The sequence below is a fragment of the Streptomyces sp. NPDC059256 genome, assembly GCF_042753785.1.
In the GTDB taxonomy this organism is placed as follows: Bacteria; Actinomycetota; Actinomycetes; order Streptomycetales; family Streptomycetaceae; genus Streptomyces.
The window spans coordinates 100,086-124,608 of record NZ_JBHYZO010000007.1 but is presented as its reverse complement, the minus strand read 5'-3'; the positions used below and the strand labels follow the sequence as shown (position 1 = coordinate 124,608).

The following is a 24,523-nucleotide window of genomic DNA, read 5'->3' as shown; positions in this document are numbered from 1 at the left end:
TTGCATCGCCTTGCGATCGGCCTGTGGTACCGGCGTCTGATGCCGATCGGACCTTCATCGGCGCACCGACCGATGCTGACGACCCGTACGGCCAATACGTCTGCCCGTCACACCGCACCGCGCCGCGCCGTACCACAACGCCGCACCGGGGGCCGTGCGCCCTGCTCCCGATTCAGCCGTGACACCGGCGCGAACCACCCACCATGCCTTGCACACCGAACGACCGCCACAGCCGCTCGCCCCACCACCCGCCACCGTTCAACCGGGGGCGGGTGGTGGGCCGAACTTGACTCACTTCCGTACGGTGGTGCTTTCAGCCCGTGGACGATCCTTCTGCTCGGCCGTCAGCGCGGCGAGACCGACCAGGTCGTCCGCCTGTGCGTCCGGGACGTCCTGGTCGAAGCGGGACAGCGCCCGGATCCGGAAGGACACCGCCCCGAGGACCAGGATCGCAGCGCCGAGCACGAGGTAGAGCAACCCGATGCCGCGGCCCGTCCCCGCACCCAACACGGCGCCCACCGTGTCGGCGAGTCCACCGCCCTCCACCATCAGCGGTTCCAGGAACCGGCTGCCCAGCGGGGCGATCAGCAAGTATCCGATGGGCAGGGTGGACCACGCGACCAATTGGTTGAGGGCCATCACCCGTCCGTGGAACCGCTGCGGCACCTTCACCTGGACGATCGTCAGGTAGATGCCGTTGAGCAGGGAGAGGGACGCCGACATGCCGAACACACCCGCGCCCACCACCAGGAGGTCAGGGCGCAGCCCGGTGAGGACACAGAAGAGCGCCAGGACCGGCACCACCAGCAGCATGCCCCGCATCCGGCGCCTTCGCGGTCCGCCCCACACGCCCATCGCCAATCCGCCGACCACCGCGCCCGCGCCACCGGCCAGCGACACCGCGGCAACCGAACCCAGACTGGAGAATCCGAGGACGAGCGGCGAAATCAGTTGGAAGAGCACCGGTAGGAAGAGGTTCAACACGGCGAAGAAGATCAGCATCGCGCGGAATCCGCGCTGCCGAATGACCAACCGGAACCCGGCCGCGATCTCTTGGCGCAAGGTCTCCCGGCGCTGCGAGGGCAAGGTGCGCGGGAAGCGCACGAGCAGCAGCACCGCCGCCGCAGCGGTGTAGCTGACGACGTCCAGCAGAAGCACCCCGCTCAGGCCGATCGCGGCCAGCATGCCCACCGCCGCCAGTGGCGCCACCACCTGGGCGATGCCGCCCGAGATCTGCACGATCCCGTTGGCATGGCCGAGGTAGCGCTTGGGGACGAGTTGCGGGATCGCCGACTGGAACGCCAAGCGCTGACCCGTGAGGGAAACCGACAGGATCGCCATCAACACCCCGACGTGCCAGGGACGTAGATTCCCGAATGCATCCAACAGCGCGAGCACCGCCTCGGCCGTACCGCAGACGACGGTGCAGCACAGCATCACCCGCCGCCGATCGATCCGGTCGACGAGCCCACCGAGCACGGGAGCCGCCAGCAGCCCGGGTGCGATGCCCAGTACGGCGAACAGACCGAACCAGGCGACCGAATCGGTCGCGAGGTAGATCCAGAGCGGCAGGGCGAACTCGGTCAGTGCCGATCCCGTCTGCGAGATCAGCTGCGAGCCGGCCACCACCACGAACCGTCGGGTGTCACGACGGGCGCGCGGCGCCGCCTCGACCGGATCGTCCTCGGCCACCGCCTCCCGGTGGACGCCGTCCAACCACCAGGTCGCCCGCTCAGGGCGCTCCTCACGGGTCAGCTCGTCCGCGCCGGTATCCATGACCGCCGGGTGGACCGTGGTGACGATCTCGGCGAGTTCGGCCGCCCGGTGCTTGAGGAAGTAGTGACCCCCCTCGTCCAGGACGGCCACGGCAGTGGTGCCACCGAGGAAACCCCACTCCCGAAACCGCTCCCGGTGGAAGTCGGTGCCGGGATCGGCCGAGCCGATCACCGACACCACCGGTGACGTCAGCCCGCACGCGGGCTCCGCCAGCCGCTCGGTGAAGTACGCCTCCGCCGCCCGTGAGTCCTCGCGGACGTTGTGGACGATGGTCGCCAACTGCTCGGGCTCCAACCCCTCCAGATCGGCGCCCATCGAGCGCAACCAGTTCAGATGGAGCCTTCCGCTGCGCCGTCGATCGAGCACGGAGAAGCGGGCGAGCAGCCCGAGCAGTCCCTCCGTCGGGCGGGCGAACGGGAAGATCCCGCCCAGATAGACCGCGGCGGGTTCACGTTCCGCCGCTGCCAGTTGCCGCGCCACCTCCACCGCCAGCGCCGCCCCGACCCCGCAGTGACCGTAGACGGCCACCGGGCCCGATACACCGGCCAGAACCTCTTCGGCACAGCGCCGGGCGACCTCCTCCAGCGGCAGTGACTCTTCGGACATGCCGAGGTCGTGCCCCGGGACGGCGACCGCGTGCAGAGCCACTCCGGGCGGTAGGGCATCCGCGAGCGGTTGGTAGACCACCGCGCTTCCGCCGCCGTAGGGGAGGCAGATCAGCGACAGCGTCACGGCCTCGGCTGGCTGACGGGCGGTCAGCTCATGGAGCAGTCGGCGCGGGCCGCGTTCCTCCTCGGACCGACCGGCCAGCGTGGCGAGTGCGGCGACCGTGCGCTCCTGGAAGACGTCCATCAAAGTGAGCGGCGCTTGTCCGTCGAGCAGCCTGCGCAACGCTGCCACCATACGGATCGCCAGCAGGGAATGGCCGCCGAGGTCGAAGAAGTCGTCCTCGGCCCCCACGCGTTCCAACCCGAGCAGGTCCGCCCACACTCCGGCGATCGTCTCCTCGACCGGGTTGCGAGGGGCGATGTACTCGGTGCCCGAGTCTGGACCGGCCGCCCCCGGCTCCGGTAGGGCGCGCCGGTCGACCTTGCCGTGTGCCAATCGGGGCAGTTCGGGCAGGAGGACGAAGCGGGACGGGATCAGATAGTCCGGCAACTGCTCGGCCAGCAGTCGGCGCAGTTCGGCGACCGGCGGTGGCTCGGCGCCTTCGGTGGGCACCAGATAGCCGACGAGGGTGAGTTCCCCGACGGGGCCGCGAGCCGCTGCGACGGCCTGGGCGACCGAAGGCAACCGAACCAAATGGGCTTCCACCTCGCCCAGTTCGACCCGATAGCCACGGATCTTCACCTGGTGGTCGCCGCGGCCCAGAAACTCGATGGTGCCATCGGCACGGTACCGGGCCAGATCACCGGTGCGGTACATCCGGGCCCGGTCCGTCCCGGCGTCGACGAACGGATCGGTACGAAAGCGTTCCGACGTCAGTTCCGGCAGGCCGAGGTAGCCGCGTGCCAGCCGGTCACCACCGATCCAGAGCTCGCCGGGCACTCCGACGGGCACCGGTGACATATGGGCGTCGAGCAGATAGACCCTGGCCCCGGGGAGCGGACGCCCGATGGGAGTGGAGGGACCCGCGGCGGGCTGCTCGGGATCGACCAGCAGGGTCGTCACCCCGACGGTGGCCTCGGTCGGACCGTAGTGGTTGACCACCCGACAGCCGGTCCGCGCACCGAGCTGCGCCAGTCGACGGCTCCACTCCCAACTCGACGCCTCGCCACCGAGGATCAACAGTCGACGCGGGAGCAGGGCGGCCGGATCGTCCACCTCGGCGCTCAGCGCGGCCAGGTGCGACGGGGTGAGTTTGACGCAGTCGATGCCCTCGGCCTTGAGGTGCGCCGCGACCTCGGGGCCCGAGGTGCGCGCGGCCAGCAGATGCAGACATCCACCGGTGGTGAGCGAGAGATAGAGGGTGGTCAGACCGAAGTCGAAGGCCAGCGACTGCAACAGGAGGTAGCGGGCACCGTCCTGCAGCCCCGCTTCGGCGAACCGCTGCCGCACCCCGGCGAGATAGACGAGGACCTGACGGTGCTGCACGGCCACGCCCTTGGGCGTTCCGGTGGAGCCCGATGTGTAGATCACATACGCCAGATGGTCCGGACCCGCGCCACCCTCCGGTGCGGTGTCGGGCGCGGCGGCGAGCTCGGCCGCCACCTCGTCCAGGCGCAGCACGGGGGCGGTCGAACCGGCCAGCAAACCGCTGTGGGCTGCCGTGGTGACCAGTACCACCGGCGCCGAATCGGTCAGCATATGGCGAAGGCGCTCACGCGGCTGCTCCGGATCGAGCGGCACGTACGCCGCACCCGACTTGAGCACCGCGAGCAGCGAAGCGGCCTGGTCCAGCCCTTGATCGAGGCACACTCCCACGAGCTTGTCGGGACCGGCGCCCGCAGAGCGCAGAAGGTGCGCCAGACGGTTGGCGCGCCGGTCGAGGTCCGCGAAGGACAGTTTCTCGCCCCGGTGCACCAATGCGGTGGCGTCCGGCGTGCGGGCGGTCTGTGCGGCGATCGCCTCGGCGAGTGTGCCCGCGATCGCGACGGCCGTTCCCTGGTCGTTCCACTCGTTGAGGACCTGGTGGCGCTCTTCGGGTGTGAGCAGCTCCAGCCGGTCGATGGGGGTGTACGGATCGGCGGCAGCCGCACCGAGCACCCGCTGCCAGTGCCCGGCCAGCCGGGCGACGGTGGCCGCGTCCCATAGATCAGTGCGGTACGTGAAGAAGGCGTCCAGACCGTCGTCGGTTTCGGTGCAGTACAGACCGAGGTCCAGATGGACGCCGCTGCCCTCGAAGGGGAAGGTGCGCCACTCCAGCTCCCGCGGGCGAAACTCCTGCGCGCGGTGGTTCTGTAGTGCGAAGGAGACCTGGAACAGCGGCGGCCGGCTGACCTCGCGCGGTAGGTCCAGCGCCTCCACCAGCCGCTCGAACGGGGTCTCCTGGTGCTGCTGCGCCCCGAGTGCCGCCGTACGGACCCGAGCCAGCACGGTGGCGAAATCGGGTGAGTCCGCCGTGGTCGGCTCACCGTCGGGCGCCATGGCCCCAGCCGGTCCGCTCAGCTCGGCCCGAAGCGGCAACATGGTGCTGAACAGACCGATCAGCTGCTCGGTCTCCTCCACCAGGCGTCCCGCGAACGGGGTGCCGACGGCGAAGTCCCGCTGCCCCGACCAACGGCCCAGCACGACGTGGAACGCGGCCAGCAGGGTCATGTAGAGAGTGACGCCCTGAGCGCGCCCCAACACCCGGGCGGCTTCGTAGGTCGGGGGATCGAGTCGGAAGGCGAAGGTCGCCCCACCCGGCCCCGGTAGGGCGGGGCGCGGCCGGTCGGTGGGCAGGTCCAGTGGTGGCACCCCGGTCAGGGCATCGCACCAGTACTGGAGGTCGGCGGCGGCCTGCGGGCGCTCCTGGCGCTCGCGCTGCCAGTGCGCGAAGTCGCCGTAGGTCAGCGGGAGCGTGCCCGATGATCCGGGCTGCGTACCGGTCGTCAACTCCTCATGACCGCTCAGCAGTTCGTCCAGAAGCACTCCGGCGGACCAGCCGTCCCCGACCAGATGGTGCTGGCAGACCACCAGCACATGATCCTGAACATCCAGGCGGATCAGCAGGGCCCGCAGCAACGGCCCTTCCGCCACGTCGAACGGGCGGTCGACCTCTGCTTCGACCAGATCGCGCGCGGCTGCCTCCCGAGTCTCGGTGGGCAGTTCCGTCAGGTCGCGGACGTCCCAGGGCACGGTGAACTCGGGAGCCGGAGTGATCAGCACCCGCGGGGCGCCGTCCTCGTCGACGGGAAACGCACTGCGCAACGTCTCGTGTCTCGCCGCCACCCGGTCCAGGGCCCCGGCCAGCGCCTCGGGGCGTAGCGGCCCGAGGAGCCGGCCAGCGGTCGGCAGGACGAAGGAGGCGGTACCGGGCGTCAACTGCTCGATGAACCAGAGGCGTTCCTGAGCGAGGGAGAGCGGTACGGGAGTTCCCGCGGGGCGGGGCCCGATGATCGGCGGCCGGTCTGCGGTGCGCTCCCTCAGCCGACGGGCGAGCAGCGCCCGCTGTTGGTCGCTGAGCGCGGGGCGGGGGCGGCGCACCTCAGGAGCGGACGGCGCGGGAGGACTGGTGTCGAGACGTTCCATCAGTGCCCCTCAGCCAGCAGTTCGAGGGCGGCGGCATCGGCCACGGCGGCCACGGTCGGCTCCTCGTAGAACACCTGGAGGGGCACCTCCACCCCGAGCCGGCGTCGGATCCTGGACGCGACCTGCGTGATCGTCAGGGAGTGGGCGCCCAGATCGAACACATCGTCGTACCGGCCGATGGACGACAGACCCAACACCTCACACCAGATCGCGGCCACCTCCGAGGTCAGCTCGTCCCATGGTTCGTCCCCCGAATCGGTCGACTGCTGCGCCCCCGTCGCCGGTTGCGCATGGGTGGGAGCGGGCAGGGCCCCGCGGTCTGTCTTGCCGTTCGGCGTCAGCGGCAGTTCGCCGAGTACCTGGAAGATGCCCGGCACCATCACATCCGGCAGCGTGCGCGCGAGGAAAGACCGCAACGCGGCGGTGTCCGGAGCCGCAGCCCCGGGGCGCCACACCGGATAGCCGACGAGCACCTGTCCGCCGGGGTCGTCCGCGCTCCCGTGCACCGCGACGGCGGCCGTTGCCACCGCGGGGTGCTCCTGCAATCTGGCCTCGATCTCCCCGAGTTCGATCCGATGGCCGCGCAACTTGATCTGGTCATCGAGTCGGCCGAAGCAGTCCAGAGCGCCATCAGGGCGCACCCGGGCCAGGTCGCCGGTGCGGTAGTGACGTGCTCCGGACCCGGGGTCGATCACGAAGCGGGCGGCGGTGAGGTCAGGCCGGCCCCGGTAGCCCCGGGCCAGGCCCGCACCGCCCAGTGCCAGTTCGCCGGTCACACCGTGCGGTACGGGACGGCCGTCCGGGCCGACGACCAGCGCCGTCGTACCCGCGATCGGTCTGCCGATGCTCACCTCGTCCGGTGCGGGCGGTATCTCCGCGCTGGTCGACCAGATCGTGGTCTCGGTCGGACCGTAGACGTTCCAGAGCCGTCCCACCTGCGAACGAAGACGGCGGGCCAGCGGCAGGGGCAGTGCCTCGCCGCCGCTGAGGGCCGTGAGGGCAGGCGCGGTCAGCCCGGCGTCCAACATGAGCCGCCACCCCGACGGGGTCGCCTGCACATGTGTGACCGCTTGGCGTTCGACGAGTTCGACCAACGCCCGGCCATCCCTCACCTGAGATTCGTCGGCGATCACCACTCGCCCGCCGCTCACCAACGGCAGCAGGAGTTCCAGGGCCGAGATATCGAAGGAGAGCGAGGTGACGGCCAGCCAGACGGCCTCGGGTGTCGCCGTCAGTTGGTCACGGAAGGCCAGCAGCAGATGGGCCAGCGCTCCCTGCGGTACCTCGACGCCCTTGGGCCTACCGGTGGAGCCCGAGGTGTAGATGAGGTACGCGAGATCGTCCGGCGCCACCGTCGGGAGCGGATGACCCTGGTCGGCAGCGGTCGGAGCGGTGTCGAAGAGATCGTCCAACAACACCGTCCGGTCGGTTCCTGCGACCCGCTCGGCGGTACGCCGCTGAGCCAGAGCGACCGGTGCCTTGGCGTCCATGAGGACATGGGCGATGCGCTGCGCCGGGTACGAGGGGTCGACAGGCAGATAGACGCCACCGGCCAGTGTGACGGCGAGTACGGCCGCCAGCATCTCCGGCGACCGCTCGGCGCAGATGGCGACCACCGTGCCAGGGCTGACACCAGCCCCGATCAGACGGCCCGCCAGTCCGTGCGCAGCCGCCGCTAGTTCCGCGTACGTCAGTGTGCGCCCACCCGACACCACGGCGACGTGGTCGGCGTGCGCCGCGAAGGAGCCCCTCAGCAGCGAGGGCAGGGTGGCGCCCGCCGCGTCGGTGGCGGGGTCCGGCCCCCGCAACGGGGCCGACTCCGCCTCGTCCAACACCGGCAGATCCACGAGCGAGGTGCCGGGGGCCACGGATATCGCGTTGAGGAGTCGTCGCAGATGGGCACCGATCCGCTCGACCCGGTCGGCGGCGAGCACGTCCGTCTGATGCATCAGGAGGACGCCGAGCCGATCCGGCCCGTCCACCAGATGCACCCGCAGCGCGCCCCGAGCCGTGCCGGGAAAGAGCACCCAGTCGATCGTGGTGCGCAACCCTGAGAACGAGACCGGCGGGATGCGTCGCCGATAGGTGAAGGAGATCGGTGCGAGCGACACACCGGGCCGCAGTCCACGGACGGCACGGGCCAGCGGCACCCGACGGTGTGGATAGCCGCTGCGCAACTCGGTGCGCACTGCACGGGCGAATTCGCCGAACGACATACCCGGCTGGGGCGTGGTCACCACGGGCAGCTCATTGACGTACGCGCCGATCCGCTCGGTCTCTTCCGGGCCACGGGTGCCGAGGTCGACGGCGATCGCAGGGTGCTCGTTGCCGTAGCGCAGCAACAGGGTGTGCAACGCGGTCAGCAGCAGCTCGAACAGGGTGACACCGAGCTTGTCGGCGGTCACGATCAGCTCGGCACGGAGCTCCGTCGACAGGTTGAAGGCCACGGCCGCACCAGGACCGACACCGTCCGGGAGGTCGATCAGTCCGGGCAGCAGCACCTCACCATCAGGCAGTCGCCTGTCGGACCAGTGGGCCTTGGCCGCGGCGAGCGCATCAGGACCCGGTTCGACCTGGTCGGACGAGTCCGATGAGGGGAGTGGGGCAAGGGGGGCGCCCGTACCCGTGCGGTGGGCGTAGCAGGCCGCCAGATCGCGCAGGAACACATCGGTCGAGGTGCCGTCGAAGACGATGTGATGCACCACCACCAGCAGGGTGGCATGGGACTCGTCGACGCGCAGGAGTGTGAAACGGGCCGGTGGCCCCGCCGCGAGGTCGAACGGTTCGGCGCTGAGCCTCGCGAGCTCCGATGGCAGTTGCTCGGAAGTGGACTGATGCACCATCAACGCAGGTGATGGGCCTGCCGTGAGGACCGGCCGCCCGTGCTCCTCCTGCACGGTCATCGCCAGGGCGGGGTGCCGGCCGGTGAGGTCCGCACAGGCGGTGGCCAGCGCTGATTCGTCCAAGGCGCCCTCGAAGTGCACGGCGAACGGCATGTGGTGGACGGAACCGAGCGGAGCGAGCCGCTCATTGACCCAGATGCCCTGCTGGGCAGGGCTGGTGGGGATACTGATCACAAGGATTCCTCAGTCTGTCCGGCGTCGGTACGGGCGTGGCAGCACATGGGGGATCGCAGGGCCGGGTCGGGGCGTCGAGGCATGACGCCCCGGCACAGTGGGCCGAGCGTGGCGGCACTCAGCGGCCGGCTGCGACCAGCGCGAGGGTGAATTCGGCAGCCAGAGCGGCGATGTCATCTGGCTCGAACGCCAGTGAGTTGAACTGGATCCAACAGCTCAGGCCACCGTCCGGTTGCTCGACGGCGGTCAGCTCGGGAACTCCGAGGTCACCGCCGGGCAGCGGCCAGGGGACGGTGGTGCCGCGCGGCACCACCCACGGCTCGCAGAGCAGGCCGGGCAGATGGGCGTCGGCGGCCCAGTTCTCGTATCGCAACCAGGCGGGGAACGCCACCACCGACGGTTTGAACTCGGCGTACGGGTAGAGCTGGTGATCGAGCGCCCCGGTGGCGGCCACGCGAACCCGTTCGGCCAGTTCGGCGAAGCCCGGTCCACCGGAACAGTCCACCCGCAGCAGCAGTGACTGCACCAGACAGCCGACCACCCTCTGCGCCTCGGGCCTGGTCCTCCCGGGCACGGGAGTCATCAACACCAGGTCGCTCTGACCGCTACGGGCCGCCAGCAACCCGCTCCACAAGGCGGCGACCGCCATGAACGGGGTCACCCCGAGCAACCCGGCCCGCTCCCGCAACCGGCCGGCGTCGCCGGCGTCGATGGTGAAGGGATGGGCGACCGTGTGGACCTGGTCGACGGCGCGTCGACCGGGGAAGGGATCGAGCGCGTTCGGAGCGCCTTTGAGTGCTGCGGCGAAATGCCGGCGACCCTCGGCCCAACGGGAGTTGGTCCACCGCACCAGGTCCTGATACGGCATCGCGTGCTCGGGCAACCGAGGCGCTCGACCACGCCTCAGCGCGTCATAGCTGAGTCCCAACTCGTGCAGGAGTACTCCGATCGACCAGCCGTCGGCCACCATGTGATGCACCGCCAGCAGCATGATGTGCTCCTCGGGGCCACGGCTGACCACCAGCAGTCTGGTCATGGGGTCCTGGCCGAGGTCGGTGAGCCTGTCCCGTTCGGCGATCAGGAGGGCGTTGACCTCCGCATCCGTGGCGCCGGGCGCGTCCACCAGCGCGATCCGGACCCTGGGCTCCTCGTCGAGCACGGTCCGTACGAGCCCTGGGACCTCGCCCGGCACCGGGATGAATCGGGTGCGCAGGGCCGGATGCCGTCGAACGAGGTCGGTCAAGGCTCTGTCGGCGGACTCGCGGTCCAATCGGTCGGTCACTCGAAAGAGCGCGGTGACCGCGCCCACGTCGCGCCCGGGTTCCTCGGCCATCCAGTCCAGGAAGTTCTCCTGCTGACTGGTCAGGGGAACCTCGTGCGGCTGGGCGCGCAACGCCCGGAGGAAGTCGGGTACCACCGCTGTCTCGGCATCCTCATCGGTGCCCGCGATGGGTTCCATGGCCGCGGTCGCGTCCAACCACGCTGCTTGCGCACGTAGCGAAGGGCGCCCGAAGACCAAGGTGGAACCCGCTTCGACCCCGAACCGGCCGGAGATTGCTGCCGCCAGTTGAACGGCCCGGAAGGAGTCACCGCCGAGTGCGAAGAACTCGTCGGCCACATTGCGCACCGGGCGTCCCAACACCTCCTGCCAGAGCTCCGCGAGCCCCAGTTCCGTGGCGGTGCGGGGTACTTCGGTGCCGTGCGCGGAGGCGACGGCGGGAGATGCCTCGGCTGCTTCGAAGAGCGGACGCAACTGCTGTTTGAGCACCTTGCCAGTGGCATTGCGCGGTAGGTCCGCGGCGATTAGCACCCGTACGGGAAGTTCGGGGCGGCTCAGCCGGGTACTGAGGAACAACCTCAGTTCATCCAGGTCCAGGCCGTGAGTGGCAGGCACCACCACCGCCACGGGCACCGCACCCATGACGGGGTGCGACAGGCCGAGCGCCGCCGCGTCCGCAACGTCCGGATGCTCGTGCAGAGCGTCCTCGATCCGCAGGGTGGAGACCTTGAGGGCACCGGACTTGATGACGTCGCTCTCCCGGTCGACCAGATGCAGATAGCCGTCCTCGTCCAGGCGTCCGAGATCGCCCATCCGTACCCAGCCGTCACGGAAGACGCCAGCCCCGCCGGCCGGGGCACCGACATAGCTGCGTGCGGGGCCCGGCTGCCGCAGCCAGACGTCACCGACCCCTTCGACCGGCATTTCGTTGCCCGCCGCATCGAGGATCCGTAGGTCCCCCGGATCGGTCGGGCGGCCCACCGAACCGGGTCTGGCCAGGTCCACCACCATGGAGAGCTGTGCGGGCACGGCTTCCGCCGAGGTGTACACATTGACGACTGTCGCCTTCGGTAACGCCTCGACCAGTGCGTGGGCGACGGGCGCGGGCAGTGCGGCGGCGGATGAACTGAGCAGCAGTACGCTCGAAAGGTCCCGACGCGCGGGCACAGCGGAGTTCAGCAGCTCGATGGCCATCGATGGCACGAGGAAGGCCGTGCCGATCCGCAGTTCCTCCACGGTCCGACCGAACTCCTCGGCGTCGAAGCGCGGCAGGATCACGGTGGTGGGGGCTCCGGTGAGGGCGCCCAACAGCATCATCTGACCCGCGTTGGTACCGATGGGGAATGCGTGAATCGCGTGTCGCGAGTGGGCATAGGGGCGTGGGCGTGGGTTCAGCCGTTGCCCGGCGGTGAGGTTGGCGTGTGAGGCGAGGACGCCCTTCGTTGTGCCCGTGGTTCCCGAGGTGCCGATGATCTGGGCAGGGTCCTCCGGCGCCGGGCGGGATGGGGGCTCGGTGTCATCGAGCACGCTCCCCGCCAGGTCGGAGCGTTCGGCGAGCTCCGCGGATTCGGCGAGGACATGATCCGATGTGCCGGGTAGTCCGGGTAGTCCGGGTAGCCCAGGTAGCCCGGGCAGTTCTATGCCGCGCAGCACTGCGGTCGCCCCGCAGAGTTCGACGAGCCGCGCAGCCTCCTGTTCGGCGAGGTCGGCGCGCAACGGCAAGGCCACGGCGCCGGCGTAGTGAACGGCCAGGTATGCCACCGCGTACTGGTCCCACGCCTGGTCGATGAAGCGCAGGGCGACCACACCGCCCGGCTTCACACCCGCAGACGCCAGGCTCCGAGCGGCCTGGATCGCCCGCTGACGCCAGGCGCCGTACGTGAGGAGGCCGCCGCCGCACACCTGGATGGCGATGGTGTCTGGCTGGTTCGCAGCTCGCGAATCCAGCAGGTCGGGGACGGTCAGCCGAGCTGACGATGCGTTGATGATGCCCTCCATGAGCGTTTGCGGGCTGGGGAGTTGGCCTACAAGGGGAGGTACCGAAGACGGGCATGGGCATAGCGCGCAACCCTCGCACTTGGATATGGTCTGGACCATTCGGCGGGGCACGCGAACAATAGCGCGCCTCTGTCGTACTTGTGACGCCTTAGTGGAGAGTTCGTGGAAATCGGTGGTGTGGGCCCGTGAACCGGCCACCGCCCACCGAGTCCGGCTCCCCTCGCAACATCCCACGTCAGAGCGGGTATGAGCAGGCAACGCGGGCTGCTCGACGGGCTCGTGGTCGCGGGGAGCACTCAGCTGCCTGTCGGTGGCCTCTCACCTGCGCCGGCCAAGCGAGCCTCGGTTCCTGAGGACGTTCGCATGATGTTCACGACCTGAAACACCTCGACCCAGTTCCAGCAACACCACCCAACGGCACCGCCCGGCTGCCGCGCTCCGGGTCGAAGGCCCGGTGCTCGGGCGGCCCCGAACCACACCCCGACGCACCTCATCCGGCCCAGCGGGCGCATCAACCGCCCAGGCCAGCGAGTAGGGAGAACGCATGTTGTACGCGGGAATCGCCTGGACCGCCGACGGCTATGTCGTCGAGGTCATCGACGACACCGGAAACCGCACGAGGCCCGCGGCACGGTGGGGCGCCGAGCGAGTACCCGAGTTGACGGAGTGGCTCAGTGCGATGGGAGGTGCGTCCGGGCAGCCGTGCGCCATCGTCGTGGAGAGCACCAACGGACTCGTGGACGGGCTGCTGACGGCCGGCGGGCTCGACGTCCACCGCGCCGACCCCTGGATCCTGCCACCGCGCCCCGCGTTCGGTTCGGTCCCGGCGATCACCCTGGCGGAGCAGGCCAGGACCGATCTCGCCTCCCTGTCCCCCCTGACGGCGGCGGGCGGCGGGCAGACCGGGCGGGACGAGGACTACCACGGCGGCATCGAACGCAGTGCTCCGATCGAGGCGGAGCTGACACGGTCGGGCCGCTTCTTCCGGCACGGCTCCCGGGACCGCAAGGAGGTGGCCCTCACCTTCGACGACGGGCCCGACCCCGTCTTCACCCGCCAGGTACTGGAGATCCTGGACCGCTACCAGGTGCGCGCCACCTTCTTCTGCGTCGGCCTGCACATCAATGCCCTCCCCGACGAGGTGCGCCGCATCACGGACGCCGGGCACAGTCTCGGCAACCACACCTGGTCGCACCCCTTCCTGCCTGATCTGACCAGCTCACAGTTCCGACTCCAGATCGAACGGACCAGTGAGGCATTCGAGAAAGCGGTCGGTGAGGTGCCGACGTTCTTCCGCCCGCCGTACGGTGCGCGCACGCCGGATGCGCTGGGCGAATTGATCTCGGACGGCCCCGCCGTCGCCCTCTGGGACGTCGACTCCTGGGACTGGGCTCGACCGGGGCCGGAAAAGATCGCCCAAACCGTACTCGACCACACACAACCCGGGTCGATGATCCTGATGCACGACGGGGGAGGAGACCGTCGGGAGAGCGTGGCAGCACTGCCCAAGGTGATCGAAGGGCTCTTGGAACGGGACCTTCGCTGTGTGTCCGTACAGGACCTGTTGCGTCGTGCCCAACCGTAGGGAGCACGGCACCGACGCACCCATCAGCCCACTCCCGCAACAGGGTTCACACTCGATCGAGGCGGTGATGAGTTCCATGGCGGGGCTCGTCATAGCGAAGCCGGAAGGTGGGTAGGAGCCGGGCGGCGCAACGGCTCCCACCCTCGACCGCACCTTCAGCACCTTCAGCACCTTCGCGGGGCAGACTCGGGGGCGCCCGTTGTGGCGCGAAGCCCCCGAGGTACCTCTCCCCAGCGCGTCCGAGGGAGAACTCTTTGAAGAAATTCCCCGAACCCGCCTAAGAAATCCGCATCCTGAGTGCCCTAGAAGGACAGGACGTCGCATCCGGCTGCGTCCGTCCCAGCAAGGAGCCGGCATGACATCAGAAGCCCTGTACGTCGTGGTGCTGCCCATCGCGATGGCGGCACTGCACCTGGTGAGGGAAGGAATGCGGCGGTACACAGCGCGGATGACGGAACAGTCGCGTACCGAAACGCTCGTACGACTGATGGCGCACTGCGGCCCGGACGCCCTGCTCATCGACCGTAGGTCCGACGGCGCGGTGCTCACCGTCCGCTCGGGAGCCGTCGCATCCGATGACAGCGGCGCCCACCGGATCTCGGTTGCACCAAGGGCGGGTGAGGTGCGTGTCTGATCTGCCCGATCTGCCTCCTGGGGACCGCACTGCCACACCCATCCCCGAGGCCGCCTACACCTTCTACGCGACCCACTTCACCAAACTCGCCTTCCGGGGGTCGATCATGCTGAGGGTCAGTGAGCAGGAGGCCGAGGACGCCGCGGCTTTCGCGTGCATGGAACTGTTGACCCGCTGGAGCACGGTTTCCCAGCCGTACGCCTGGGCGGAGAAGGCGATGATCCGCAAGATCGTCCGCGACCGTAGCCATCGCCTGCGCTGGCGCCCCTGGCGACTGTCCGGTTCCCAGGCCGACCTGGAGATTCCGCTGCCACTCCACTGCCCGGTCGACGAACAGAACCAGGTCCGCGATGTGTTCGTCGCCCTGCGGCAACTGAAACTGCGGGAGCAGCAGCTCATGGTGCTGCTCGTGTACGGGTACGAGCGCGCGGAGATCGCCGAGCTCTTGGGCATCACCACCAACTACGTCTACGTGATCATCAGCCAGGCGCGGGAGAAACTGCGCTTCCTCCTGGGCCAGGAGACACATCCTGTCTCCTTGGGCGATGGCTTGGACTCGGTGCGCCGCGACGATCCGGTACTGGTCCTTATGCGCAAGGCCCTCGGTTGGCTCCAACTGGGCATGCAGGCGAAGCACCAGGCCGAACGACGTGAGGGGCGCCGGTGAGCCATCGAATCCGACTGGTGTTCGTGGCCGCTCTCCTCTTGAGCTTCTACGCGGTCATGGCCGTTGCCATACTCAGCTGGCTGGTTCTGGTAGTGCTCGTCTTCTACAGCGCCGGTTTCGAGGGGGCGACCACGTTCCCCGTCCCGGGCTTCCTCTTCTGCGCGGGGACCGCCGTACTGGTCTATGCGCTGGTCGATGCGACGTGCCGCTCGCTCTTCCTGGTGGGAGCGGAGGGCACATGGCTGTCCCCCCGTGAGTCCCCGGAACTCGACCACATCGTGAAGGAGGTGGCCAAGAAGTACCGCATCAGCGAGCCCCTGCACATTCGGCTCACATCGTCGATGTCCGCGGAACTGGTGGACGAGGACAATCGGTTCCTGGGACTGATGGCGGGAAACCGGGTCCTGTCGATCGGCGCCCCGCTGTTGGCCGTGCTCTCCACGGACCAGGTCCGCGCGGTGGTCGCACATGAGCTGGCCCACCTGTCCCTGCGACACGATCGCGTCCGAGCCTTCACCGCCCGTCTGGAGGTCAGCCTGACGGTCGCGCGTGAATCCCTGGTCCGCTTCGGAAGGGCGAACGGCCTGGTCGCCCGGTACACGGGGTTACCGCAGTTACTGATCGGCGCCTACATCCGACTGTTCCGCTGGCTCGTCCAACCCATCCGGAGAAGGCAGGAGTTCGAAGCCGATCAGGCAGCCGCCAGGATCTGCACAGCACCCCTCCTCGCTGAGGCCCTTTGCCAACGAGCCTTGGCCGAAACGCTCTGGGCAGAGTTCCAGCAGGTGTTCCTGGAAGCGCCTCCCGGCGGAGTCCTTCCGGCAGACCCCTTCCTGGGGTTCGCCCACGCCGCGGCGGACCCCGGGATCCAGCACCGAATCCCCTCCCTGCGCGACGAGGCGATCACCGCACCCGCCCTGCGAACCGAGTTCGGATCCTGGCATCCGGACCTGACGGACCGGTTACGGGACCTGGGCGGCGCACCGGCTGCCCTCCTCCCCGTTCGACCAGGTGCGACAGCCGCCCCACGCCTTTCCCACGATGACATCGCCCGCCTCCTGCCCTCCTACAGGGGAGCGACCACGCTTCCCTGGAAGCCGTGGCTCCGTCGATGGATCGATCAGCGCGGTGCCCATCTGGTGGCCCCCCTCCTGGAAGCCGTCCGGGAGGTCTCACGGACCACCACGCCCGTCACGCTCCACCAGGTGCTCCACCTCGTGGCGGCGGGAAAGCGTATGCCGCTCGCTCGCGCGCTGACCGCGCAACAGCCGGAGCCGGACGATGGCGCGGAGCCATTGGACCTTCTCGGAGAAGCGGTGCTCGCCCTGGTGCGGCTCCAACTGGGGGAGCGGCCACGATCCCGCTCCCTCGGGGACATGGTGATGGAAGCCGTCCTGCAGCCGAGCCAGTCCTCCCGTCTCCCCCTCTATCTGGCAGCCGTGGGCGTCGATCTGATGAGGCCCATCGAAGGCTTCCACGGCCCCACCGGGCCGGGGCGGCAGGAGTCGACGGAATCCGGACCCGGCTTCAAGACGTTGAAGGTCGCCCCCGAACTGCCGGAGCCGGTGCAAGAGCTCGTCCCACGGGTTCGCAATGTCACCGTGGCTGTCCTTGTCGTTGCTTCCACCGTGGGCGGTTTCATCTGGATGGGGCGGGACGACGTCACCTACGAGCCCCCGTCCGGACAGGTCGTCTGGCCCCGTCCGTCAACCACCCCTTTCGCTCCGGCTCCGCCACTGGGACAGGCCACCGCGATGCCGTCGTGGTTCCGCGACCCTCTCCGCGACCCCCTCCGTGACCCGCTCCTTCCGCGGCGCGACTACTCCATCCCCCTGCCGATCCTTCCGTCATCCAGACCGTTCGTCGATCTCGCCCCGTAGCGTGGAACACGCCGAGCCCTGTCGTACGAGAACCACGCTCGCCGTACGACAGGGCCAAACAGCGTGGACCACGGAGGTGTCCCGCTCACGACCCCGCCGTGATGCGCTCCAGGTGCTCGGCGTTGAAGGCGTCATAGAGGATGTCGGGATTGCTGATCGGCCGCTCCTTCAGCGGCGGGATGTAGAGCGTCCCGACCTGGAGGCCGCGGGCCAGCAACTGGGCGAGTTCGCCCAGCGGGAAGGTCTCCTTCAGCGGCTCCAACAGCGCATAGGTGGAGCTGAGGACCATGGTGACCTCGTGGTCCGCCGGATACGTCCGCAGCAGGAAGTCCTGGAGCCGACGGTATCGCTCGGCGTTGCCCCGCTTGGTGGTGTACATGGCTGTCTCCACGGCCGACACCTGCCACAACAGACAGGGCACCTCGGACTGCAACGGCCGCTCACGGGCCAGGAGATCGGTGGCTTCGTACATCTGTAGGCCGTGCGGGCCCGGGTCGAGACTCAGATCGGTGATGATCGTGTCCAACGCCGAGATGCCCGGCAGGACCCGCACGGTCAGCCCGAGCAGCGGTGCCGCCTGCTCGATCAGATGGCTGGGGTACACATAGATCTTGGGATGCCCGTACGTGGCGAAGCACACGGGGGAGTCGTCCACAGCTGCGTTCACGACCTCGGCCGCCATGGCCCGATAGGTGTGCAGCCGGTCGCCGCCCTCCTGGTAGTGGTCCAGCATGCTGCGCACATCGGGGCTCAGAGTCCTCAGGAACTCATCGATGCCGAACCCGGCATCCACGGTGAAGACCTTCTTGCTCAGGCGCACCGCCTGCTCGGCCTCGCGAGTGATCTGCTGGACGTTGCGGATGCCGAGGCCGACGATGTAGATGTCGACCGGACGACGCACGCTGTGCTGGGCGGCGTTCACACGTACTCCATCAGTTCTTCGAGCTTGGCGCGCCGCTCGGAACCGCTCAGCGTCGCGATGGCCGCCACCAGGTCCCGGCGCTTTGCCTCCGCTTCCGGGCCCTTCGGCCCGCGGACCAGCTCCGAGAACGAGTGGTAGGTCAGATGCAGGGGTTCGGTGAGAGTGGTCGGCGGGAGTGTCAGGGACAGGTCTCCTCCGCCTGCGAGCGCGGGGACCAGATACCGGTACAGGTCCCAGTCGAGGCGCCGCAGGCTCTCCAGTTCCTCCGTGCTGAGCTCGTAGTCGGCGGCGGCGGTGTCGGGGTCGGTGCGTGCCAGTTCGGCGAAGGCCACGTCGCGTTGCGCACGCAGCAGCAGGTCCCTCATCGAGTGCGCAGTCATTTCGTCAATGTGGCCTTGCGGCTGCCCGGATGCGCGTAGGCGCGTCTGTGCACCCGGGCGAACTCCCTCCGATGGTGGACACCGCATCCACTGCCGGCGGCCCCACTCTGGCTGTCACCCGTCACCCATCACCCTGCAGCTCAGGGCGACCGGCTCAGCCCGGTTGCCCGACCTCAGGGCCGCTCGTGCGCTGTCGTAGCCCCGTGGCCCACAGCACCAGACCCGCCAGCGCCATCACCAGCGGTACCACCAGAGCCACGCGGAAGGCGTCGAGGCCACCGCCTGCCAGGCCGTGGACGGCAGTCACAGCCGCAATGCCCACCGCAGCTCCGAACTGGGTCGCGGTGTGCAGCAGCCCTCCCGCGAGCCCCTGCTCCCCGGCCACGACGCCATCCGTCGCCGCGATGGTGAGCGGGCCGTAGGCCAAGGCGAAGGCCACGCCCGTCAGCAAGAGGGTCGGCAGCATCATCAGATACCCCGAGCCCAGTCCGAACCAGAGGAACAACGCGTACGCCACGGTGGCGAGCAGGAAGCCGCTGAGGATCACCCGCGCATTTCCGTACCGTTCGACCAGCGGTGGCGTCACCGTCGGTGCCAGCAACACATCGATGCCCGTCACCAGGAATGTCAAGGAGGTCTCCAGCGAGGACCAGCCGCGCATTTCCTGGAGGTACAGCGTCACCATGAACTGGAAGCCCATGAAGGCGCCGAGCAGCAACAGCGCCCCGAGGTCCGCGCGGGCGACGGACGCCTGCCGGAGTATTCCCAGTCGTACGAGAGGCGAGGGGGACCGTTGCTCGATCCGGACGAAGAGTGCCGCCAGCAGTAGACCGGTGGCGAGCACGGCGATCGTCATGTGCCACTGCGCCAGCCCGTGTTCCAGACGGACGATTCCATACGTCAACAGCAGCATGGCCCCGGCCGCTGTCATCGCCCCGGGGAGGTCGAAACCGCCCTGCCGCACCGGGGGAGTTCCGGCGGGGATCAGCCGTACGGCTGCAAGGAGGATCATCCCGCCGAGCAGTACCGGCGCAAAGAAGACCCATCGCCAACCGAGTTGAGTGAGCAGTCCACCGATCACCAGACCGATCGAGAAGCCCCCGGCCGCGGTGCCCGCGAAGATGAGGAGGGCCCGATTGCGTTGTCGGCCCTCCGGATAGGACGTGGTGATGATCGACATCGAGGCGGGTGTCATAAAGGCGGAGGCCACCCCCGTCACAAAGCGGGAGACGATCAGCATCCACCCCTCGGTCGCCAGTCCACCGAGCGCCGAGAAGCCGATGAAGACGACGAGCCAGCTCAGAAACATCCGTCTGCGGCCGAGCAGGTCGGCGGCCCGTCCGCCGAGCAGGGTGAACCCGGCGTAGCCCAGTACGTACCCGCTGACCACCCAGGCCGCGGTGCCCGTGGAGAGCCCCAACTCCGCCCGGATCGTGGGGATGGCCACCGCGAGCATGGCGATGTCGATCCCCTCCAGGAAGATCGCCCCGCACAGGACCAGCAGGAGGGCCCGGGAGCGCGCGGACATCTTTTCGACAGGGGCTAAGGCACCGCTCCCGGTCTCGGACGGCTTGCTGGAAGGCGCGCCTCGGCGATCAGCCGGCGCGGGGCGCTCGGCGGGGGAGGGCGGCAGGTCGGTAGACATGGAGACGGCTCCGCGGAAGGGTGGCGGACAACAGGGAATTGGTTACCTGAAGGGTGGCCAGTTCCTTCTTGTAACTCCATCGATCCTGCGCGACGATGGACCGCTACGGAAGGAGGCACTTTGAAGTCACCAAGTCACCGCCCGGTTACCGACTTCGACGACAGCGGGGACCCGGACCCCTTCCAGTGGGACACCCGTGAGGACTGCGAGGTCCGCCAGATCCTGGACCGGATCGCCGACAAGTGGTCCCTCCTGGTGATCGCACTGCTCGACAGCCGTGTCCTCCGTTTCACGGAGCTGCGTCGGGAGATCGACGGCATCAGCCAGCGGATGCTGACGGTGACCCTGCGCCAGTTGGAGCGGGACGGGCTGGTCAGTCGTACGGTGCATCCGGTCGTTCCGCCCCGGGTGGAGTACGCGCTCACTCCGCTCGGCTGCACCCTCCACACCACGATTCGCTCGCTGGTCACCTGGACCGAGGAGCATCAGAACGAGATCGCGGGGGCCAGGGCCGCCTACGACGCGCGAGTGACCGGTGAAGCGGCCCAGCACACGGAAGGCGATGGACCGCACCTTGCCGGGCGAGCACACCCCTGACGAGGCGGCGTGCGTCGACGGGGGGCCTCTGCGCTGGGCGGTGCGCCGTGGTGGAGGGGGTTGTGCCCTTCGAGGTTTCCCGTTGGTGTCTCCCACCGCTCCGAGCGGTGTGTCCCGTCGGCCCGGGCGGTACAGCGGCGGACCGAGGCGTTCAACGAGTGGGAACGCCTGCCACTCGACGCTCGCCACCGTTGTGCTCGCGCCAGGCCCGATAGACGTCGAGCGCTTCGGGGCGGGGCTCGTGACGCATGGGGAGTCGACGCTGGTCGTACGGCCGGGCGAACTCGTCGTAGAAGGAGTCCAGCTCGAAGTACTTGCGGTCGTCGACATAGTAGGCGGAGTAGGCGTCGCGATCGGTGAGGAAGACGACTTCGTCGGGTGAGCAGTAGTACAGGGCGCCCAGGCACATCGGGCAGGGGTGGGCCAGTACATAGATGGTGGTGCCGATGAGGTGCTCGGTACCCAGTCGTGTGCATGCGTCGCGAATGGCCAGGACCTCGGCGTGCGCCGTCGGGTCGCCGGTCTGGGCCACTCGGTTGGGGCTCTCGGCGAGGATCTTGCCCTCGCGGACGATGACCGTCGCGAAGGGCCGGCCGCCCTCCTCCACATTGCGTCGGGCGAGATCGATGGTGTGTTGTGCGAAGTCCACGGTTCCTCCTCGGTACGGGCCCGGGCCCCTGCCGGGGAACAGGGTCGGGCAAGAGTCATCGGGCCGGGCAGACGCTGCCCGGCCCGATGGTGATGTGCTGTGCTTCGTACGGGGTGGTCAGAACGGCTTGGTGGGGAGGTACTTGCCGTCCAGTGTGATCATCGCGCGCTCGCCGCCGTCGGGGTCGGCCACCTTCTGCACATCGAGCTTGAAGTTGATGGCGCTGATGATGCCGTCGCCGAACTGCTCGTGGACCAGGGCCTTGAGCGTGGTGCCGTAGACCTGGAGCATCTCGTAGAAGCGGTAGATGGTGGGGTCCGTCGGAATTCCGCCGTCGATGGAGCCGCGCATCGGCACGGTCTGGAGCAGGAGAACGGCGTCCTCGTCCAGTCCCAGCACCTCACCGACGGCGTGTGCGGCGTCCTTGGGCAGCGGGTGCTGGCCGAGCAGTGCGGCGGTGACGAAAGCCACCGACAGGCCGGTGGTGTCGGCGATCTGCTGCCAGGAGAGGTCCTTGCGGGTCTTCGCCTCGACCGCGGCGATCGTGAGCTGCTGACGGGCGGTGGGGTCAAACTGTGCGTGGATCATGAAAAGACTCCTTGGGAGGTGAAACTTCCCGGGGCCGGGATGGGGTGGAGTGGGGTGCATGGGTCGGCGCGTGCCGAAGACGCGAGTGGCGCGCCGGGTTGATCAGACGGCCGTGAGGGCAGCGGGCCGTTCCGTGACGGGGGTGACGTCGTCGACCGCACCGGTGGCGATATCGAAGATCCAACCGTGCAGACGGACGGTCTCCCTGGCCCGTGCGCGTGCCACTGACGGATGGGCGGCGAGGTTCGCCAGCTGGGCGAGGACGTTCTCGCGGACCAGGGCACTGACGTCGTTCTCGGCCGCGGGCTCCGTGCGGGCCCTGGACGCATCGGCGTGGCGCAGCCAGTCGGCGATGGAGGGCAGTGCGGTGAGGTCGTGGCGCTCGACGAGTGCCGTCATGGCCCCGCAGGCGGAGTGGCCGCAGACGATGATGTCGCTGACCCCGAGCACGGCCACCGCGTACTCGATGCTGGCGGCGACACCGTCCACGCCGGAGGCGTAGGCGGGTACCAGGTTTCCGGCGGTGCGGATGACGAACAGCTCACCCGGATCCTGTTGGGTGATCAGCTCGGGTACGACGCGGGCATCAGAGCAGCTGATGAACAGCGTGCCGGGTCGATGGGTGGTCGCGAGGTGCCGGAACAACTCCGCTCGGGCGGGGAAGACGTCGTTGTGGAAGCGGCGGATTCCTTCGGTGAGGTGATGCATGGCCTGTTCTTCCTTCGGTTGGTTCGTCGGTGGGGGCCGACGTGGTCAACCATGCATGACCTGTATCTATAGTGTCCAATATGTACTATAGATGACTTCGATAGATGTCATCTATATGGTGGTGGCCATGGGACCTGAACTGCGTCATCTTCGGTATCTCCTGGCTGTCGCCGAACATGCCAGCTTCACCCGCGCCGCCGAGGACCTCCATATCTCGCAGCCGACGCTGTCCCAACAGATCAAGCAGTTGGAGAAGGTGTTGGGCGTTCAACTCCTCGACCGCAGCGGTCGAACGGTGCGCCTGACCGATGCCGGAGAGACCTACCTCCGCTATGCACGCCGGGCTCTGCGCGACCTGGCCGCGGGCCGCAGGGCAGTCCTCGACGTGCAGGACCTCACCCGTGGCCGGCTACGCCTGGCGATGACACCCACGTTCACGACGTACCTCATCGGTCCGCTCGTCGCCGAGTTCCACACCCATCACCCGGCCCTCACCATCGAAGTACGCGAGATGACCCAGGACCGCATGGAATCCGGACTGCTGGCCGATGACATCGACCTCGGCATCGCGTTTCGCACCGACCATCTCGCGGGCATCGAGAGCACTGCGCTGTTCACCGAGAAGCTCAGTCTGGTGGTCGGACCCCGGCATTCCGACACCGGTCGCACCGAGCCCTTGCCCGTCGAAGCACTGACCGGGCGCCCGCTCGCCCTTCTGAGTGACGACTTCGCCACCAGGGGCCACATCGACACCTACTTCCTTGCCGCGGGCGCCCGCCCGGTGGTTGCCGTGGAGGCCAACTCCATCAGCGCGCTCACCGAGATCGTTCAGCGCACGGATCTGGCGACGGTTCTGCCTGACGCACTCACCCGCGGCCATGCCGCTCTCCACCCCATCGCCCTCACCCCACCTCTGCCCGTTCGGACGGTCAGCCTGCTGCACCGCGACAGGGCGTACATCAGTGCGGCTGCACGCGCCTTCGCTTCGCTGGCGCACCGATGGGCCGCGGATCACCATCCACAGAAGAGCGCCGACGCCAGTGACTGATCAGGGGTTCGGCGTGCGGCGCCACGTGGGGTGTCCAGCCTCAATCTGCCGTGGCGGCAATCGCGTCGATGCTGTTGGCGGCTCCGGCGGCACCGGCGGCATCGGGTTCGGCTTCCCAGCGTAGGAGGTCTCCCGGCTGGCATTCGAGCACCTCGCAGAGTGCGGCGAGAGTCGTGAACCGCACCGCCTTGGCGCGGCCGTTCTTGAGCACCGCCAGATTGGCGGGTGTGATGCCCACGCGTTCTGCGAGTTCACCTACGGACATCTTCCGTTTGGCCAACATCACATCGATGTCAACGGCGATCGGCATCAGATCACCTCGGACAGTTCGGCCTGCAACTGGGTTGCCTCGACGTCCCGCGCGACGGCCTGGGCCAGCAACATCCGCAGCACGAGCACGATGAGCGCGATCCCTTGGAGCGCCAGGGCCGCCCCGCACACCAGGAGGACCATGCCCGGAGGAACGGCCTCCCCCGGGGCCAGGAGAACCGCGAGCGCACACAACAGGATGGAGGCTGTCACGAACGCACCGATCACCCCGTGCACATAGCGGAAGGCGGCGGGGGAGAAGACGGTGCCACGACGCACCATCGTCACCAGTCGCCACACGCAGAAGAGAACCACCTGGACCGTCGTGACACCGAGGACCGCGATCACCAGGCACGGGGTGCGCAGATGGGCGAGGTCCGCGTCGAGCTCCTCCAGATCGACGGCCAGCAGCGGCACCATCACCGTTTCCACGAACACTGAGCCGGCTAGCAGCGTCACGATCACGACGCGTAGCGCAAGCACGGTCACCTTCCCCATGGCCCCTCCCTCGGTTGAGTAACGATGGAAATCTATCGATTAACGATAGGCGTGGCAAGGCTTGCGCCGTTGGATCGGGAGAGTTGGTCGGCGGTCGTGCGGGGCGGGCG

General features: G+C 68.6%; 17 protein-coding genes. 6 read left to right on the top strand and 11 right to left on the bottom strand.

The genetic code is table 11. From position 1 onward, the window contains the following. Positions 1-291: 291 nt before the first annotated feature. From ACFXJL_RS18065 to ACFXJL_RS18055, 3 genes are all read right to left on the bottom strand, one after another. Positions 292-5,949, bottom strand: coding sequence for an amino acid adenylation domain-containing protein (locus tag ACFXJL_RS18065; protein WP_384693495.1), 5,658 nt, complete (start codon positions 5,947-5,949; stop codon positions 292-294). After that, a complete protein-coding gene (locus tag ACFXJL_RS18060; protein WP_384693492.1) occupies positions 5,949-9,026 on the bottom strand; it encodes an amino acid adenylation domain-containing protein in 3,078 nt (1,025 codons plus the stop codon). The genes ACFXJL_RS18065 and ACFXJL_RS18060 overlap by 1 nt, the downstream gene beginning before the upstream one ends. A gap of 118 nt (positions 9,027-9,144) precedes the next feature. Continuing rightward, on the bottom strand, positions 9,145-12,303 hold the full coding sequence (locus tag ACFXJL_RS18055; protein WP_384693489.1) for an AMP-binding protein: 3,159 nt from the start codon (positions 12,301-12,303) through the stop codon (positions 9,145-9,147). A 544-nt stretch (positions 12,304-12,847) separates the two neighbouring features. On the opposite strand from ACFXJL_RS18055, the gene ACFXJL_RS18050 reads away from it, so the two are divergent. The 4 genes from ACFXJL_RS18050 (at position 12,848) to ACFXJL_RS18035 (ending at position 17,069) form a co-directional block, all read left to right on the top strand. Continuing rightward, positions 12,848-13,888 (top strand): polysaccharide deacetylase family protein, encoded by a 1,041-nt coding sequence (locus ACFXJL_RS18050; protein WP_384693486.1) that lies wholly within the window; start codon positions 12,848-12,850, stop codon positions 13,886-13,888. 355 nt (positions 13,889-14,243) lie between these two features. Next, complete coding sequence (locus ACFXJL_RS18045; protein WP_384693483.1) at positions 14,244-14,522, top strand: hypothetical protein; 279 nt, start codon at positions 14,244-14,246, stop codon at positions 14,520-14,522. Beyond that, positions 14,515-15,189, top strand: a complete 675-nt coding sequence (locus ACFXJL_RS18040) for a sigma-70 family RNA polymerase sigma factor (protein WP_384693480.1) — start codon at positions 14,515-14,517, stop codon at positions 15,187-15,189. Before ACFXJL_RS18045 ends, ACFXJL_RS18040 begins: the two co-directional genes overlap by 8 nt. Further along, a complete protein-coding gene (locus ACFXJL_RS18035; protein ID WP_384693477.1) occupies positions 15,186-17,069 on the top strand; it encodes a M48 family metalloprotease in 1,884 nt (627 codons plus the stop codon). The genes ACFXJL_RS18040 and ACFXJL_RS18035 overlap by 4 nt, the downstream gene beginning before the upstream one ends. 85 nt (positions 17,070-17,154) lie before the next feature. Here the strand turns inward: ACFXJL_RS18035 and ACFXJL_RS18030 are convergent, their stop codons facing one another. The 3 genes from ACFXJL_RS18030 to ACFXJL_RS18020 form a co-directional block, all read right to left on the bottom strand. After that, positions 17,155-17,991 carry an SAM-dependent methyltransferase gene (locus ACFXJL_RS18030; RefSeq protein ID WP_384693474.1) on the bottom strand — a complete coding sequence of 279 codons (837 nt, stop codon included), beginning with the start codon at positions 17,989-17,991 and terminating at the stop codon, positions 17,155-17,157. Further along, positions 17,988-18,371: a hypothetical protein gene (locus tag ACFXJL_RS18025; protein WP_358878821.1), complete on the bottom strand. Its 384-nt coding sequence runs from the start codon at positions 18,369-18,371 to the stop codon at positions 17,988-17,990. Before ACFXJL_RS18025 ends, ACFXJL_RS18030 begins: the two co-directional genes overlap by 4 nt. Before the next feature lie 154 nt (positions 18,372-18,525). Beyond that, entirely contained in the window at positions 18,526-20,016 is a 1,491-nt protein-coding gene (locus ACFXJL_RS18020; protein ID WP_384693471.1) for an MFS transporter, read from the bottom strand. 120 nt (positions 20,017-20,136) lie between these two features. On the opposite strand from ACFXJL_RS18020, the gene ACFXJL_RS18015 reads away from it, so the two are divergent. Then, positions 20,137-20,613 carry a helix-turn-helix domain-containing protein gene (locus ACFXJL_RS18015; RefSeq protein WP_358878823.1) on the top strand — a complete coding sequence of 159 codons (477 nt, stop codon included), beginning with the start codon at positions 20,137-20,139 and terminating at the stop codon, positions 20,611-20,613. 151 nt (positions 20,614-20,764) lie between these two features. Here the strand turns inward: ACFXJL_RS18015 and ACFXJL_RS18010 are convergent, their stop codons facing one another. From ACFXJL_RS18010 to ACFXJL_RS18000, 3 genes are all read right to left on the bottom strand, one after another. Then, positions 20,765-21,262, bottom strand: coding sequence for a nucleoside deaminase (locus tag ACFXJL_RS18010; RefSeq protein WP_384639002.1), 498 nt, complete (start codon positions 21,260-21,262; stop codon positions 20,765-20,767). A gap of 117 nt (positions 21,263-21,379) precedes the next feature. Next, the gene (gene cynS, locus ACFXJL_RS18005) at positions 21,380-21,850 is read right to left on the bottom strand and encodes a cyanase (protein ID WP_384693468.1); all 471 of its coding nucleotides are present in this window, start codon (positions 21,848-21,850) and stop codon (positions 21,380-21,382) included. 102 nt (positions 21,851-21,952) lie between these two features. Further along, positions 21,953-22,558 (bottom strand): carbonic anhydrase, encoded by a 606-nt coding sequence (locus tag ACFXJL_RS18000; protein WP_384693465.1) that lies wholly within the window; start codon positions 22,556-22,558, stop codon positions 21,953-21,955. A gap of 127 nt (positions 22,559-22,685) precedes the next feature. Between ACFXJL_RS18000 and cynR the strand changes: the two genes are divergently transcribed. Next, positions 22,686-23,606: a transcriptional regulator CynR gene (gene cynR, locus ACFXJL_RS17995; RefSeq protein ID WP_384693942.1), complete on the top strand. Its 921-nt coding sequence runs from the start codon at positions 22,686-22,688 to the stop codon at positions 23,604-23,606. Between the two features lie 40 nt (positions 23,607-23,646). On the opposite strand, the gene ACFXJL_RS17990 is transcribed toward cynR, so the two are convergent. Together ACFXJL_RS17990 and ACFXJL_RS17985 are read right to left on the bottom strand one after the other, a co-directional pair. Beyond that, positions 23,647-23,916 carry a helix-turn-helix domain-containing protein gene (locus ACFXJL_RS17990; protein WP_384693462.1) on the bottom strand — a complete coding sequence of 90 codons (270 nt, stop codon included), beginning with the start codon at positions 23,914-23,916 and terminating at the stop codon, positions 23,647-23,649. After that, positions 23,916-24,413 (bottom strand): DUF2975 domain-containing protein, encoded by a 498-nt coding sequence (locus ACFXJL_RS17985; protein ID WP_384693459.1) that lies wholly within the window; start codon positions 24,411-24,413, stop codon positions 23,916-23,918. Before ACFXJL_RS17985 ends, ACFXJL_RS17990 begins: the two co-directional genes overlap by 1 nt. Positions 24,414-24,523: the final 110 nt, after the last annotated feature.